Source organism: Achromobacter sp. GbtcB20 (genome assembly GCF_019091095.1).
GTDB lineage: Bacteria > Pseudomonadota > Gammaproteobacteria > Burkholderiales > Burkholderiaceae_B > Achromobacter > Achromobacter mucicolens.
Window position 1 is genome coordinate 1 of the sequence record NZ_JAGXJZ010000045.1, and the last position, 14,473, is coordinate 14,473.

The 14,473-nt window shown below is 58.5% G+C and carries 14 protein-coding genes and 2 pseudogenes; 5 read left to right on the plus strand and 11 right to left on the minus strand.

The window, feature by feature from the left end; genetic code table 11:
* From KVT32_RS32690 to KVT32_RS32235, 3 genes and pseudogenes are all read right to left on the minus strand, one after another.
* Positions 1–91 (minus strand): DDE-type integrase/transposase/recombinase (locus KVT32_RS32690; RefSeq protein ID WP_371825624.1); only part of this gene is annotated, 91 nt, incomplete at its 3' end.
* A 27-nt stretch (positions 92–118) separates the two neighbouring features.
* A protein-coding gene (locus KVT32_RS27295) for an IS3 family transposase (RefSeq protein WP_152385704.1) occupies positions 119–1,206 on the minus strand; the annotation gives its coding sequence in 2 pieces (ribosomal slippage) (positions 119–954 and positions 954–1,206; 1,089 coding nt in all).
* A 67-nt stretch (positions 1,207–1,273) separates the two neighbouring features.
* A pseudogene (locus KVT32_RS32235) lies at positions 1,274–1,552 on the minus strand (IS6 family transposase); the annotation flags it as partial.
* Between the two features lie 338 nt (positions 1,553–1,890).
* Between KVT32_RS32235 and KVT32_RS27300 the strand changes: the two are divergent.
* Complete coding sequence (locus KVT32_RS27300; RefSeq protein ID WP_152385705.1) at positions 1,891–3,030, plus strand: glutathione-independent formaldehyde dehydrogenase; 1,140 nt, start codon at positions 1,891–1,893, stop codon at positions 3,028–3,030.
* 277 nt (positions 3,031–3,307) lie between these two features.
* Here KVT32_RS27300 and KVT32_RS27305 read toward each other — a convergent pair whose 3' ends face one another.
* Positions 3,308–3,655 (minus strand): LysR family transcriptional regulator, encoded by a 348-nt coding sequence (locus tag KVT32_RS27305; protein WP_152385706.1) that lies wholly within the window; start codon positions 3,653–3,655, stop codon positions 3,308–3,310.
* A gap of 114 nt (positions 3,656–3,769) precedes the next feature.
* Positions 3,770–4,195 (minus strand): helix-turn-helix domain-containing protein, encoded by a 426-nt coding sequence (locus KVT32_RS27310; RefSeq protein WP_036209536.1) that lies wholly within the window; start codon positions 4,193–4,195, stop codon positions 3,770–3,772.
* A 119-nt stretch (positions 4,196–4,314) separates the two neighbouring features.
* On the opposite strand from KVT32_RS27310, the gene KVT32_RS27315 reads away from it, so the two are divergent.
* Together KVT32_RS27315 and KVT32_RS27320 are read left to right on the plus strand one after the other, a co-directional pair.
* Positions 4,315–5,319 carry a zinc-dependent alcohol dehydrogenase family protein gene (locus KVT32_RS27315; protein WP_152385707.1) on the plus strand — a complete coding sequence of 335 codons (1,005 nt, stop codon included), beginning with the start codon at positions 4,315–4,317 and terminating at the stop codon, positions 5,317–5,319.
* 9 nt (positions 5,320–5,328) lie between these two features.
* Entirely contained in the window at positions 5,329–6,321 is a 993-nt protein-coding gene (locus KVT32_RS27320; protein WP_217619110.1) for a zinc-dependent alcohol dehydrogenase family protein, read from the plus strand.
* 62 nt (positions 6,322–6,383) lie between these two features.
* Here KVT32_RS27320 and KVT32_RS27325 read toward each other — a convergent pair whose 3' ends face one another.
* From KVT32_RS27325 to frmR, 6 genes are all read right to left on the minus strand, one after another.
* A complete protein-coding gene (locus tag KVT32_RS27325) occupies positions 6,384–6,833 on the minus strand; it encodes a hypothetical protein (protein ID WP_193725393.1) in 450 nt (149 codons plus the stop codon).
* 50 nt (positions 6,834–6,883) lie between these two features.
* Positions 6,884–7,714, minus strand: coding sequence for an S-formylglutathione hydrolase (gene fghA, locus KVT32_RS27330; RefSeq protein WP_152385708.1), 831 nt, complete (start codon positions 7,712–7,714; stop codon positions 6,884–6,886).
* 54 nt (positions 7,715–7,768) lie between these two features.
* The gene (locus KVT32_RS27335) at positions 7,769–9,103 is read right to left on the minus strand and encodes a DUF3422 family protein (RefSeq protein WP_217619111.1); all 1,335 of its coding nucleotides are present in this window, start codon (positions 9,101–9,103) and stop codon (positions 7,769–7,771) included.
* Between the two features lie 171 nt (positions 9,104–9,274).
* Complete coding sequence (locus KVT32_RS27340) at positions 9,275–9,673, minus strand: VOC family protein (protein ID WP_152385710.1); 399 nt, start codon at positions 9,671–9,673, stop codon at positions 9,275–9,277.
* Positions 9,674–9,728: 55 nt separating this feature from the next.
* Complete coding sequence (locus tag KVT32_RS27345) at positions 9,729–10,838, minus strand: S-(hydroxymethyl)glutathione dehydrogenase/class III alcohol dehydrogenase (RefSeq protein ID WP_152385711.1); 1,110 nt, start codon at positions 10,836–10,838, stop codon at positions 9,729–9,731.
* Between the two features lie 56 nt (positions 10,839–10,894).
* Positions 10,895–11,170 (minus strand): formaldehyde-responsive transcriptional repressor FrmR, encoded by a 276-nt coding sequence (gene frmR, locus KVT32_RS27350; RefSeq protein WP_152385712.1) that lies wholly within the window; start codon positions 11,168–11,170, stop codon positions 10,895–10,897.
* Positions 11,171–11,990: 820 nt separating this feature from the next.
* Between frmR and KVT32_RS27355 the strand changes: the two genes are divergently transcribed.
* Positions 11,991–12,821, plus strand: coding sequence for a DUF932 domain-containing protein (locus KVT32_RS27355; protein ID WP_152385713.1), 831 nt, complete (start codon positions 11,991–11,993; stop codon positions 12,819–12,821).
* A gap of 80 nt (positions 12,822–12,901) precedes the next feature.
* Positions 12,902–14,365, plus strand: a pseudogene (locus KVT32_RS27360) (ParB/RepB/Spo0J family partition protein); the annotation flags it as partial.
* Positions 14,366–14,473: the final 108 nt, after the last annotated feature.

The window sequence follows — 14,473 nt, forward strand, 5'->3', positions numbered from 1 at the left end:
AAGCGACGTTGCGCCGCGGGCTGAGCCGGAAGTCGACGGTATTGCCGGCCGAGTCGACAGCCCGGTAGAGATAAGCCGGTAATGCCCCCATTTTTAGCGATTGCCAGAAGTAGGAACGCTACGCGGCTATGGCTAACCGCTGTTTTGGGGTAAATCCACCCAGAGCCATATTTGGGCGCTCGTGATTGTAGGACCACATCCACTGCGTGGCGACGCGCTGCACGTGATCCAGATCGTCCCAATGATATTGGGATAGCCATTCGTAGCGCACGGTCCTGTTGAACCGTTCGACGTAGGCATTCTGCTGTGGCTTGCCCGGCTGGATATATTCGAGTTTTATGCCCCATGCCCCGGCCCACTCGACAATTGCCGCGCTCAGGTATTCGGGTCCGTTATCGCACCGAATGGCCAAGGGCTTTCCCCGCCAGCCGATGATCTGCTTGAGTGTGCGGATCACGCGCTCAGACGGCAACGAGAAGTCAACCTCAATGCCCAGCGCCTCGCGGTTGAAGTCGTCAATCACGTTGAACACGCGGATGCTGCGCCCATCGGCAAGCTGGTCATGCATGAAGTCCATCGACCATACCTGGTTCACGTTGGTGGGCACGGTCAGTGGCTCAGGCGTCTGCCGCATCAGCCGTTTGCGCGGCTTGATTCGCAAGTTCAGTTCGAGCTCTCGATAGATCCGGTACACACGCTTGTGGTTCCAGCCGAAGCCTCGAACATTGCGCAGATAAAGGAAGCACAGACCAAAGCCCCAGTTGCGGTGGTTGTCGGTCAGACGTAGCAGCCAATTGGCGATCTCCTCGTTCTCAGCGTCCGCCTTGGTGACGTACCGATAACAAGTCTGGCTGACCCTGAACGCCTCGCAGGCCATCCGGATTGATACGCCGCGATCCTGCACTGCACGTTGGGCCATCTCGCGGCGGCGAGATGGCCTCACCACTTTTTTTCTAGCGCCTCCGTCACGATCTCAGCCTTAAGCTTCTCCTCGACGTACATCTTGCGCAGCCGGGCGTTCTCGGCCTCCAGCTCCTTCATGCGCGCCATCAGAGATACGTCCATGCCGCCGTACTTGGAACGCCACTTGTAGAACGTAGCCGAGCTGATGCCCAGCTCTCGGCACAGCTCAGGAACGGCAAGACCAGCCTCCACGCGCTTGATGGCTTCAATGATCTGGCTATCCGTAAATCTCGACTTCTTCATGCGGTAGAACTCCTCAACGAGAAAATTCTACTTCTGACCTCATCGCTTTTGCGGGGGGATTACCAGCCCACTGACCGCGGAGCCTGACGTAGGTCTCGTCCACCCGCCAGGAGGTGCCATCCGACGTCGCGAAGCGGCTCCAGCGTTTGTCGAACTCCGGTGCGTACCGCTGAACCCAACGCAGGATTGTCGTGTGAGCGATCGGCAGGCCTCGCTCAGCCATCATCTCGACCAGGTCTCGGTACGACAGCTTATAACGCAGGTACCAGCGCACGCAAAGGATGATGATCTCTTGTTCGAAGTGTCGGCCCTTGAACAGGTCGCTCGTGCTCGCGTGACTACGCATGTTGGGCAAAGGCCGTCATTCTAGCTGAGCTGCAGGTTTGCACCAGAGCCGTTGAAACCAAGATGCGCTGCTTCAAGCTGCTGGAGAGTGAAGCGATTTAGAACGGAGAGTTACAAGCGCGGGCTGTAAGCTGGGTACTCCGATTACGGTCCCAGTGTCATAAAACGGACTACAAATAGCGTTAGCTCGGCCTTCGCTCGATTTACGCAACAAAGCCGGCCCAGGCGTAAATCTTTGCAGCGTTCAACAGTGCGCCTTTGCGAAGAATTTCGTTATATTCTTTCTCCTCCTAACGTCGCTGCTCGCGATGAATTTACCCTCGTTCTGAAAGGAAAATCATGAAGGCACTCGTTTATAATGGCCCGTGCGACGTCCAGGTCAAAGACATGCCGGACGCCAAGATTGAAAAGCCGACTGACGTCTTGGTCCGTATCACGACAACCAACATCTGCGGGTCCGACCTACACATGTACGAAGGCCGTACCAACATGGAAACGGGCCGTATCTTGGGCCACGAAAACATGGGTGAAGTCATCGAGGTCGGCAACGCCGTCGAGCGCGTTAAGGTCGGGGACGTTGTCTGTCTGCCGTTCAACATCGGCTGCGGCTTTTGCGAAAATTGCGAACGGGGCTTGTCCGCCTTTTGCCTGACGGCAAATCCAGGCACAGCGGGTGCTGCCTACGGTTTTGCCGGCATGGGCCCGTACAGCGGCGGCCAAGCCGAACTGCTACGGGTGCCGTTTGGCGATTACAACTGCTTGGTGCTGCCGGAAGACGCCAAGGAAAAGGAAAATGACTACGTGATGTTGTCGGACATTTTCCCGACCGGCTACCACGCCACCGAACTGGCTGGCCTCAAGCCGGGCGAATCGGTCGTGATCTACGGCGCCGGCCCGGTCGGCCTAATGGCGACCATGTCTGCGTTCATTAAAGGCGCAAGCGAAGTTTTCGTCGTGGACACGCACAAGGACCGCTTGGCACTGGCCGAAAAGCTGGGCGCGGTGGCGATCGACGACACCGAAGGCGCCGGCGTCGAGAAGATCTTGAACCTTACCAACGGCAAGGGCGCCGACTGCGGCTGCGAATGCGTTGGTTACCAGTGTTGCGACAAGCACGGTAAGGAAGTGCCAAATCTGACAATGAATAACTTGGTGCAGACGGTCAAGGCCACTGGCGGCATCGGCGTGGTTGGTGTATTCCTCCCGCAGGATCCGAAGGGTCCAGACGCGCTGGAAAAGGAAGGCAAGATTGCCTTCGATTTCGGCAATTTTTGGTTCAAGGGTCAGAAGATTGGCACCGGCCAAGCCAACGTCAAGCATTACAACCGTTACTTGGCAAAATTAATTCATAAAGGTAAAGCGGCGCCCTCGCAGATCATTTCACACGAGCTTGCATTGGAGGATGCACCGACTGGCTATCGGAATTTTGATAAACGTGCCGAAGGGTGGACCAAAGTCGTGCTGAAACCTAATAAATAAAGAAAATATTATTTATTGGCGCATGCTAAAAGACGATTCACAAAATTAAAGCAGGCGATAGGTTTTACAATAAATGGTTAGTTCGCGCAATTTTCTTTCATTTCGGGAAGTTAAGGAAAGAAGATTGCGCGGAAGCGCTTTGCTACTTTCTAAATCGTCTCAAAGCTCGACTTTTTCCAATGATCCCGCGTAGCAGACGACTTCAATAAGTCAATCTAACAAGGCACGCGGTATTTTTACCATTTCAGGTCAGTTACCTGACCCGCTGTAAATTCCATCACTCCATAGCTTTCAATGAATCCGTGAAGGATTCCACCGCCAGGGCGGAAGAAATATCGATCCGGAGACGCCCGCGCACGATGTCGCCCGGCGCGCCGAACATGGTCACCGCTTCATCGACCCCGCTCAGAATCCCTGCGACCCTGACCAGAAACGCCTCACCCTCCGCGGTGAGGCTCATCTTGCGCGTCGTGCGCTGGAACAGACGCACGCCGAGCGATGCTTCCAATTGATTAACGGCCAGCGTCACTTGGGGGCGGCCCATCTGCAGCGCTTCAGCGACCTTCGTAAAACTCTGGAGTTCAGCAAGCCTGGAAAACAGGCGCATCGATTGAAGCAGCTCCATCGACACATCTTTCTTGGTAGTGGGTACGGCCTGGCCGCGTGCGGCCAGGCGCCGGCACAAGCCGATTATAGAGTCCGAATTGTTATCGTCGAATACAACAATCAGCTCGGCGATTCAGGAAAGCGGCAAGGCTTCGCTTTCATCTTCGACGATCTCAGCTTGGCCGGAAGCTGCTCTGTTGCGTTCTACCTTATCGAGCAGTACGAAATTGGCTTCGGCCCAATCGTAAAGTGCCAGCAAAGGCTCGACGAACTTCTGTCCAAGCTCCGTCAGCGAATATTCGACTGCAGGTGGAACCACCTGGTGCACCTTCCTCGACAACAGCTGGTCGGCTTCGAGCTCGCGCAAGGTCTGGGTGAGCATCTTCTTCGAAATTCCCGGCATGCTGCGCTGTAACTGGCCAGTCCGTAGCGGACCGAAACTAAGGACGTAGATCACCATGGACGTCCATTTGGGCGTCAATAGCATGTGGATACGCCGCGGTGGGCAGGTTTCACTGATGACCAGTGGATCGGGGGGATGACGAACGGTGGAAGCCATGGTTACCTATAGGTGTCTATGATCCTAAAAAGTGCCTAATTTACAGGCGCGACCTTATGGATAAATATTACCCCACATTCAGTTTGCCCCCAAGGGCCACATTCACAAGGAACCAATACATGACTACCCAAGCCACCATGCGCGCACTCGTCCTGAACGACTACGCCGACGGCAAATTCATCGATACCCAGGCGACCCGGCCAGCACCGAAAGCGGGCGAAGTGCTGGTACAGATCGCTGCCAGCGGCGTCAATCCGATCGACTACAAGATCCGCACCGGTGCAGCGCCGTATGCCATGCCCGAACTGCCTGCGATTCTCGGCACCGATCTGGCGGGCACGGTCGTCGAGGTCGGTGAGGACGTGAGCGACTTCAAGCTCGGCGACGAGGTGTACGGATTGGCTGGCGGCGTGCGTGGCATTCCGGGAACGCTCGCCGAATATGCGGCCGTCGACGCTCGCCTGTTGGCACCGAAGCCAAAGAACCTTAGTATGCGCGAAGCGGCTGCGTTGCCGCTGGTGTTTCTGACCGCTTGGGAAGGTCTGGTCGACCGTGCCGGCGTACATGCTGGCCAGCGCGTGCTGATCCAGGGCGGCGCGGGTGGTGTTGGTCACGTGGCAGTGCAGATCGCCCGTGCGCTCGGCGCCGACGTGTATGCGACTGCCTCGGCGGCTAAGCACGCCGTCATCAAAGGCTACGGCGCTACGCCCATCGATTATCGCGACGCCAAGGTCGTGGACTACGTCGCGAAGTATGCAAATGGCGTTGGCTTCGACGTGGTCTATGACACCGTCGGCGGACAGACGCTGGACGACTCACTTGTTGCGGCCAGGCCTTATGGACACGTTCTCAGCTGCTACGCTTTCGCGGAGCACAATCTAGCGCCAGGCTCTCTGCGCTGCGTGACATTGTCAGGTATCTTCGTGCTGCTCCCCATGTTGAGCGGTGAAGGACGAGCCCACCATGGCGACATCCTGCGCGAGGCGACCCGCCTGGCGGAGCAGGGCAAACTGAAACCCTTGGTCGACGAACGGCGCTACACTTTGGCCGACGCGCATGCCGCGCATGACGCTCAGGAGGCCGGCAAGGCCCTTGGCAAGATCGTGATCGACGTCGCTTCCTGAAGGATGGGTATGACCATGTCGCAGGTGGTTCGATTTCATGAACTTGGCGGCCCGGGTGTATTGCGGTTGGAGCAGCGCAGTGTCCCTGAGGCCGCAGATGGCGAAGTACTCATCGAGGTGCAGGCGATCGGCTTGAATCGGGCGGACAAGATGTTCCGCATGGGCCAGTATCTCGAGAAGGCGCAACTGCCATCCATGCTGGGCTTCGAGGCGGTTGGCATGATCGCTGCACTTGGCCCGTCGGTGCAAGGATTCGCGGTCGGCGACATGGTCGGCGTCCTGCCCGGGTTCGAGCTCGGCAGATATGGCACCTATGCCGAGCACGCGTTGATTCCCGCTACCCACCTTGTCCCGCAACCGGCCGGCTTGTCCGCGGTGGAGGGAGCTGGCCTGTGGATGGCCTATCTGACCGCATACGGCGGTCTCGTGGAGGCCGGAAGACTTGGCAAAGGAGACTGGATTGCCATCACCGCTGCATCAAGCAGCGTAGGCTTGGCTGCGATACAGGTTGCACGCCAGGTGGGTGCGCGGCCCATCGCGGTGACACTGACCAGCACAAAGCGCGATGCACTGTTGGCTGCTGGAGCCGAAGCCGTCATCAGCACGTCAGACGAGCCGTTGGAGAGCCGCCTGCGCGAACTGGCGCCGTACGGGATTCAGTGCGCGTTCGACGCGGTCGGCGGTCCGCAAGTGAACCAGCTCGCAGGGGCCATGGCCAAGCGCGGAACGATTGTCGTGCACGGCGCACTCAGTCCCGATGCGACGCCGTTTCCGCTGAAGCTGGCTTTGAAGCGCAGTCTTTCTGTGCGTGGTTTCGTGTACACGGAAGTGACCGAGGATGCAGCAGCATTGCAGCGCGTCCGGACTTTTATCTCGGCAGCAATTGAAGCCGGTATCCTCCGGCCGCTCGTGGACAGGGTCTTCTCGCTGAGTGACGTCGTGGCAGCGCACGAATACCTCGAATCGAACCAGCAGTTCGGCAAGATCGTGATGACAGTTTGAGAGCGCTGCAACGTATTTGCTCAGCGTGGAAGCGCGGCAAGACTTCGCCCCGTCCGACAGCATTACTGGACGGGGCGATCGCTGTTGATGATCAAGTTCGACGGAAACGCCGGCAGGACGAATTCGGCAAGCTCCTGCAGCACCTCGGTAGCCGGCCGGCGCGATGCTTTCAGGTTGAAGGCGACATGGTTCACGCCCAGCTGCTGCAAGCCGCCGAGGTAGTCGATCAGCCTGTTGCGCCCGACCCGCAGGCCGGAATGGATGCGCATCAAGGGGTGATTTGCGTCGTCAGCCAGGTCGAAGAACAGGCCTTGGGCAAACGGCTTGAAGATGCCCGACTGCGTCTCCCGCTGCACAACGTCGCGCCATGTCGACACGATCGGTGCCAGGTGTTCGGGATTGACGAAGTAGTAAAGCCAGCCATCCGCATGCCGCGCAATCCACTCCAGATCCTGGCGGCTGCGTCCAGTGACGATGGCCGGAATTCGTCCGTGGGGCGGCTTTGGGAGCAAGTCCAGACTCCCATCATTTGCACCAGAGCCATCTGATCTCCTCTTACCTATCAGCGTTTTAGCGCCGAGGCATGGTGTGACATATGCTCGCCGATGAAGCTGGCAATGAAGTAATAACTGTGGTCGTAGCCAGGTCGCAGATTCAACGTGAGCGGGTGTCCCACCTCGTCGCAGGCGTTGCGCAGGAGTTCAGGTCGCAACTGGCTCTTCAGGAACTCGTCGCCCAAGCCCTGATCCACCAGGATCGGCAAACGCTCCTTGGCGCCACGAATCAGCTCCACGCTGTCGTACTGCTTCCACGCTTGCCGATCGTCCCCCAAATAGCCTTCAAGAGCCTTCTGTCCCCACGGGACCTGAGTGGGGGCAACGATGGGTGAGAAGGCGGAGACGCTTTGGTAGCGACCCGGGTTGCGCAGAGCGATTACGAGAGCGCCGTGTCCTCCCATGGAGTGACCGCTAATGCTCTTTTGAGCTGTTACTGGAAAATTAGCCTCGATCAGCGCTGGCAATTCCTGCACAACATAGTCATACATCTGATAGTTTGCAGCCCAGGGATCCTGTGTGGCATTGACGTAAAAGCCTGCTCCTTGGCCAAGATCGTAGGCAGGGTCATCTGCAACGCCGTCGCCACGAGGACTGCTATCGGGCGCGACGATGGCAATGCCATGCTCAACCGCGTAACGCTGGATGCCCGACTTGGTGATGAAATTCTGCTCGGTGCATGTCAGGCCCGATAGCCAATAGAGCACCGGAACTTTGCCGCTCCGGGCTTGGAGCGGCAGATACAAAGCAAACTTCATCGTGCAACCGAGCACTTGGGATTGATGTTGATAAACATCTTGCGAGCCATTAAAACTGGCGTGGTGTTCAATGCGTTCCATATTTTTTCCTTTGCTAAATCAAACAGTGCTGCTATCGCGCCTAGATGGGGCTCCTCAAGGCGAAGAACACTCCGCAGACGGTTTGCCGTGTGTGTGTCTGATTCTGCGAACTGTCCACCAGATTGCCAGTACCACGACAGGAACCAGAATCGACATTAAAGGCGGCACAATGTCATGCACGAAAGCAATCCCCTTGAGCAGATAACCAAGAAGGCTCACGACGTAATAGGAAATTGCCGCAACTGACAAGCCTTCAACGGTTTGTTGCAGGCGCAATTGCATCTTGGCTCGGTTGTTCATCGAAGCGAGCAAATCTCGGTTCTGGCGTTCAAGTTCAACATCCACCCAGGAGCGTAACAACGCGATGGCTCGGGACAGCGTGTCAGACAGCTTGGCCTGCCGCTCTTTCACGGATTGACAGGTCCTCATAGCGGGAGCAATGCGACGTTGCAAAAAATCCGCCCAGGTGCTGTACCCAGCCAGGGATTCCTCTGAGAGCGCTGCAAGCCTTTCCTGGACGATTTCGTCGTAAGCGCGGCTAGCACTGAAGCGGTATAGATTTGCCGCAGCCCCGGCTTCCAGCTCGGCGGCAAGACGGGTCAATTCCGACAGAAGCACATCACTGTCGCGTCGTTCTACCAAGTTCGTGCACATCTCCTCGGTGATTACTGCCAGGCGAGACTTCATGTGTCGCAATTGCGTTGTCATTGATCGTGTCAACGGCAGGGACAATAACGCCAGGGTGCGATAGGTCTCGATCTCGAGCAGACGTTGCGCCAACGCGCCCACACGCGCCGGGCTCAGATCACGGGCAAGGATGAGAATCTGTGTCAGACCATCCGCATCCTGTCGAAAGTCGGTCAGAATGGCCGCGGAACCTTTTTCTACTAAGGAATAGCAAAGACTAGTGGGATCGAAGCGATTAACCTGCTTCTCCGATTCCAGCGTCCACGGAAGAATTATCAAACTGATGCCCGATATGACTGGGCCAGGCGGCGCAAATCCGTGTTTGAACGGATCTTCTCCATGGGGTTCTTGTGAATTGGGATCAATGGCAGCGCACCACAGATACGTTGAGAACTCCGTGTGTTTTTCGCAATGCAGATCTCCCTCATCCCATGTCAAGCCGTGAAGCTGCCACGCATGGTCGGGCTCGGAAACGCCGAAACGATAAAACAGCTGACTCAGCGCCTGCTGATCCTTGGCAATGTCGCCTTCAGTCATGACTGCAAGCTGCAATAGACTGCGGGGTGCCTGGATCAATAGATGCGGGCGTGCGTGAACTTCGCCCAGTGCTGCTGCACGATCCTCATAGGTCGGCATGCCATACACGTTGGCAGCTAGCCCAGGAGAAACGGTAGCCGTATTGATGTTGACCGACTCATTCATAACGACCTCATACAGAAATAGTCCTCAAGAAAAATGCCCGCAGCCGCGCGTTTGTTGCACGGCTGCGGGCTGGTCGTCGTGAGCCGATCCGCCGAATACGGATGATCTAGTAAAAATCACCGCACACTGGCTTATCGCGGCCCTTGCAGGACGTCTTCAGCTTCTTTGCAGTCAGACGAAGGTGTACGAGCACACCTTGTTGCCTGCGGGATCGCGCAGGTAGGCTGCATAGGCACCCGGCAGGTGACCACGCGGGCCGGGTTGGCCTTCATCGGTGCCGCCTGCGGCAAGACCTGCAGCGTGGAATGCATCCACTTCGGCAGTCGTTTTGGCCGCAAAGCCGATGGTCACGCCATTACTGGACGGTGCTTCACCATTGCCGGGACGAGCAATGATGAACGCGGGCTTGTCACGACCAAAAAGCACCCAGCCGTTACCGAACGGACCAAGGTTCTTGATGCCCAGAGCGCCCAAAGCTGCGTCGTAGAACGCGGTTGACTTCTGAAGATCGGCGGCGCCGATAAAAACGTGCGAGTAGATGCCGTCGCCGGAAATGACAGGAGTAGACATGATTGGTTCCCTTGATGGGATGTGTTGAAAGTGGATAGCGGGTGATCCATGCGGATCAGTAATGAATCACCGTACGAATCGACTTGCCTTCGTGCATCAGATCGAAGGCTTCATTGATGTCGTCCAGGCCCATGGTGTGAGTGACGAACGGGGCGAGGTCAATATCGCCTTTCATTGCGTCTTCAACCATTTGAGGAAGTTGGCTGCGTCCCTTGACGCCACCGAAGGCCGATCCTTTCCAAGTCCGTCCTGTGACCAACTGGAATGGGCGAGTCGAGATTTCCTTACCGGCACCGGCGACACCGATGACGATCGACTGACCCCAGCCTCGGTGGGCTGCTTCAAGTGCAGAGCGCATCACATTGACGTTACCAATGCACTCGAAGGTGTGGTCAACGCCCCAACCGGTCATTTCGATGAGAACTTCATGGATCGGCTTGTCGAAGTCCTTGGGGTTGAGACATTCCGTCGCACCAAACGTGCGTGCCAGATCAAACTTGGCCGGATTGGTGTCAATGGCAATGATGCGGCCGGCCTTCGCCTGACGTGCGCCTTGGATCGCCGCCAGGCCGATGCCACCCAGACCGAAGATGGCCACAGAGTCGCCCGGTTGCACCTTTGCTGTGTTGTGAACGGCGCCGATGCCCGTGGTCACGCCGCAGCCGAGCAAGCAAACATGCTCGGGGTTGGCATCGGGGTTGATCTTGGCTAGCGAAACTTCGGCGACTACCGTGTATTCACTGAACGTCGAACACCCCATGTAGTGGTACAGCGGCTGGCCGTTGTACGAAAAGCGCGTCGTACCGTCAGGCATGACGCCCTTGCCTTGCGTAGCACGCACAGCGACACACAAATTAGTCTTGCCGGATTTGCAGAACAGGCACTCGCCGCATTCAGCGGTGTAGAGCGGAATGACGTGATCGCCAGGTTTCACAAAGGTTACGCCTTCACCCACTTCCATAACAATGCCCGCGCCTTCATGGCCGAGGACGACCGGGAAGAGACCTTCCGGATCATCGCCCGATAAGGTGAAGGCATCGGTGTGGCAAACGCCGGTGTTGGTGATCTTGATGAGCACTTCACCCTTGCGCGGCGGCTCGACGTCGATCTCAACAATTTCAAGCGGCTTTCCGGGCCCGAAGGCAACTGCTGCACGTGATTTCATGGTGGCGCTTCCTTTGTGGAAAGTTAAATCGCCCTCGCTGAGGGCACCCTGATGCTTTACTTCAGATACGAACGAACGATGGAAATGGCCGAATCAATGGACTTGCTCTGCGCATCGCTCCTCATCTCGCTGTCTGGAAACTCTTCGCGCAAGTAGCTCTCCAGCACCGTGGCCATCAAGCCGTTGATTGCCCCACGCACCGCGGCAATCTGCTGCAGAACAGCAGGGCAGTCAGCACCAACATCGAGCGCTTGCTCAAGCGTTGCTACTTGGCCTTTGATTCGCCTGATGCGCGTCAAAGCTTGCTTCTTTTCTTCTGGGCTGTGTGGCATAGAACATCTCTTTATTTCATCGTCTGGGCAATACTATACCATACTGCGGTATAGTATCGTCAACAACTCTTAGCTAACGATTTTTTGTTGTCCGATGCCTTTGGGTTTGATCTGCAGTGCAGATACTTGGCCAACAGACAAATAGATGCCTCTGTCGCCGCGGGTCACTTGTCAGCCACGTTGCTCCATCCCAGGATTGGAAGCATCGAACCGGCTCCAGCTAATCGGCTTGAAGCCTATTCCCTAGGTAGAGGCAGCTTCAGCATGTCTGGAGTGCATAGCATCCCAGGCACTTAGGGCACATCGAGTATTGAACGCTGTTAGTTCCTGGCCAAGAAACATGGCCGGTCGCGCTGTCGTGCTTTGCATCGAGCCTCGCTGCGCGAGTCTCGGCCCTGACGGGCTTCCATCGTTCCCTCGCTCCGCTCGGCTGACGCCTTCGGCCCGGCTTCCAGCTTCGGGCCTGCGCGCTTCGCTTGCGTGCGGTTCGGCACACAGGGACGGCCGTTGCCATGTCCAGCCGTCGCCCCTGACTTCATCACCTTGTCCGCGACCGTAGCCCGTTCCCGTGTGCCGTCAAGGCGCGCAGGGCCGTGTCCTCGCTGCGCTGCGGGCCGCACCAACCCTGCGCTTGTTTCCTTGACGGCCCTCGTCCGCGCGCGCCTTTGGCCGCGGGCGATGAACTCAGGAAAGACGGTGGCAACAGGGCCAACCGGGTTCCTCGTGCCAACCGCACAGAACAACCGAAAGGCTGGGCTTCCGAATCTAGGAATCCGGTGTGCGGCTTGAACAGCAAACCCTTTTTGTCAGGAGAAAGACCATGCAACTCGCATCCCGTTTCGCTTCCCGCTCCCCCTCGCTGCGCAGCGATTACCCGCTGACCGATGACCAAATCCACAGGGTCGCGCCGTCAATCTTCGCGGACGCGCCGCATGAAAGCCGTTCGCAGCGGTACGCCTACATCCCCACCGCCGCCGTGCTGACCGAGCTTCGCAAAGAAGGTTTCCAGCCCTTCATGGTGACGCAAACCCGCGTGCGCGATGAAGGCAAGCGCGAGCATACAAAGCACATGCTGCGCCTGCGCCACGCCAGTCAAATCAACGGCGCAGAGGCTAACGAAATTGTGCTGCTGAACTCGCACGATGGCACGAGCAGCTATCAGATGCTGGCCGGAATTTTCCGGTTCGTGTGCAGCAATGGCCTTGTGTGCGGCGACACCGTAGCCGATGTGCGTGTGCCCCACAAAGGCGACGTTTCCGGGCATGTCATCGAAGGTGCTTACGAAGTCTTGCGCGGCTTCGAACGGGTGAAGGATTCCCGTGATGCCATGCGCGCCATCACGCTGAACGAAGGTGAAGCCGAAGTGTTCGCCCGTTCTGCGCTGGCCTTGAAGTACGACCCCACCGACAACAAGCCCGCGCCCATCACCGAATCGCAAATCCTGATGCCGCGCCGGTTCGATGACCGCCGCCCGGACTTGTGGAGCGTGTTCAACCGCACGCAGGAAAACCTGACCAAAGGCGGATTGCATGGCCGCAGCGCCAACGGACGCCGCCAGCAGACCCGCCCCGTGCAGGGCATTGATTCCGATGTGCGCCTCAATCGCGCCCTGTGGATGCTGGCCGATGGCCTGCGCCAGTTGAAAGCCTGATTCCCCACGCGGCAGGGGCAGGCAGCAGCCCTTGCCGCTTTCTTCGCTGCTGCATCCCTGAACCGATAGGAGTTATCACCATGAACGCCATTACCCAAACCGAAACCCGCGCCCTCAACACTGCCGCCGCTGTCCCGCTGGAAGCCGCCGACCCGACCAAGAACCTGCTTTTGGTTCCCCTGTCGCGGCTGGTGTCGCGTCCTGCTGGCCGCAACGTGCGCAAGACCCCGCGCATGTCCATTCCCGAACTCGCCGCCAGCATCCAGCGTGTCGGCCTGCTGCAAAACCTCATCGTCATTGCCGCCGCCGATGGCGAGCATTACGAAGTCGTGGCCGGTGGCCGCAGGCTGGCCGCGTTGAAGCTGCTGGCGAAGAAGCGCCGCATCAGCAAGGAATGGGAAGTGCCTTGCCTGCTGGTGGCCGATGGCACCGCCCGCACGGCCAGCCTCACCGAGAACGTGCAGCGTGAAGCCATGCACCCGGCCGACCAGTTTGAAGCCTTCGCGGCGCTGGTGGCCGAAGGCCGACCCATTGAGGACATAGCCGCCGATTTCAGCGTGTCCCCGCTGGTGGTGCAGCGCCGCTTGAAGCTGGCGAACGTCTCGCCGCGCCTGCTGGCCGACTACCGCGCCGAAGCCGTGAGCCTTGACCAGTTGATGGCCCTTGCCATCACCGACGACCACACCGCGCAGGAAAGCGCCTTCTACGACGCGCCGACGTGGCAGCGCAACCCGTCCCAATTGCGTGACCGTCTCACCGAGCGGGAAATCGACGCCTACCGGCATCCGCTGGTGCGGTTCGTCGGGCTGGACACCTACGAAGCCGCAGGCGGTGGCATCCGCCGCGACCTGTTCGCGGAAGGCGACGCGGGCGTGTATCTGACCGATGCCGCGCTGCTGGAACGGATGGCGCAAGACAAGCTGGCGGGCATCGCCGCCGAGGTGAAGGCCGAAGGCTGGGCGTGGGTGGATGCCACCCCCGGCGTGACCCATGCCGACCTGCACGCCTTCCAGCGTGCGCCGAGGGAACGCCGCGAACCGAGCAAGCGCGAAGCGCAGCGCATTGAGAAGCTGCAAACCAAGCTGCACGAACTGGCCGTAACCGTGGATGACGCGCTGTACGCTGACGACGAGGAAAAGGCCGATGCCTTGCAGGAAGAAGGCGAAACCGTAGGCGAGCAGTTGCAGGCGCTGGAAGATGGCTTGCAGGACTACGGCGCGACGGTGAAGGCCGCAGCCGGTGCCATCGTCACCATCGACCGCAACGGGCAGGTCGTCATTCATCGCGGGCTGCTGCGCGAAGCCGAAGCCAAGGCGCTGCGCCCGCTGGAAAGGCTGCGCCAAGGTTTCGGCAGCGAATGCGAAGCCGTGAACGACGACGAAGGCGAGGACGGAGACAGCGACGAGCAGCCCAAGACCGCCGCCATGTCCGACAAGCTGCCGCAGCGGTTGAGCGCCCACCGCACCGCCGCGCTGCAAATCGAAGTCGCCCGGCATCCGCAAGTGGCGCTGGCCGCGGTGGCGTATGGGGCTCTGGTGCAAACCTGCAGCTCAGCTAGAATGACGGCCTTTGCCTAACATGCGTAGTCACGCGAGCACGAGCGACCTGTTCAAGGGCCGACACTTCGAACAAGAGATCATCATCCTTTGCGT

Coding starts and splice junctions, on each gene's coding strand:
- KVT32_RS27300 (WP_152385705.1), top strand. CDS start 1,891: ATGAAGGCACTCGTTTATAATGGCCCGTGCGACGTCCAGGTCAAAGAC.
- KVT32_RS27305 (WP_152385706.1), bottom strand. CDS start 3,655: ATGGAGCTGCTTCAATCGATGCGCCTGTTTTCCAGGCTTGCTGAACTC.
- KVT32_RS27310 (WP_036209536.1), bottom strand. CDS start 4,195: ATGGCTTCCACCGTTCGTCATCCCCCCGATCCACTGGTCATCAGTGAA.
- KVT32_RS27315 (WP_152385707.1), top strand. CDS start 4,315: ATGACTACCCAAGCCACCATGCGCGCACTCGTCCTGAACGACTACGCC.
- KVT32_RS27320 (WP_217619110.1), top strand. CDS start 5,329: ATGACCATGTCGCAGGTGGTTCGATTTCATGAACTTGGCGGCCCGGGT.
- fghA (WP_152385708.1), bottom strand. CDS start 7,714: ATGGAACGCATTGAACACCACGCCAGTTTTAATGGCTCGCAAGATGTT.
- KVT32_RS27335 (WP_217619111.1), bottom strand. CDS start 9,103: ATGAATGAGTCGGTCAACATCAATACGGCTACCGTTTCTCCTGGGCTA.
- KVT32_RS27340 (WP_152385710.1), bottom strand. CDS start 9,673: ATGTCTACTCCTGTCATTTCCGGCGACGGCATCTACTCGCACGTTTTT.
- KVT32_RS27345 (WP_152385711.1), bottom strand. CDS start 10,838: ATGAAATCACGTGCAGCAGTTGCCTTCGGGCCCGGAAAGCCGCTTGAA.
- frmR (WP_152385712.1), bottom strand. CDS start 11,170: ATGCCACACAGCCCAGAAGAAAAGAAGCAAGCTTTGACGCGCATCAGG.
- KVT32_RS27355 (WP_152385713.1), top strand. CDS start 11,991: ATGCAACTCGCATCCCGTTTCGCTTCCCGCTCCCCCTCGCTGCGCAGC.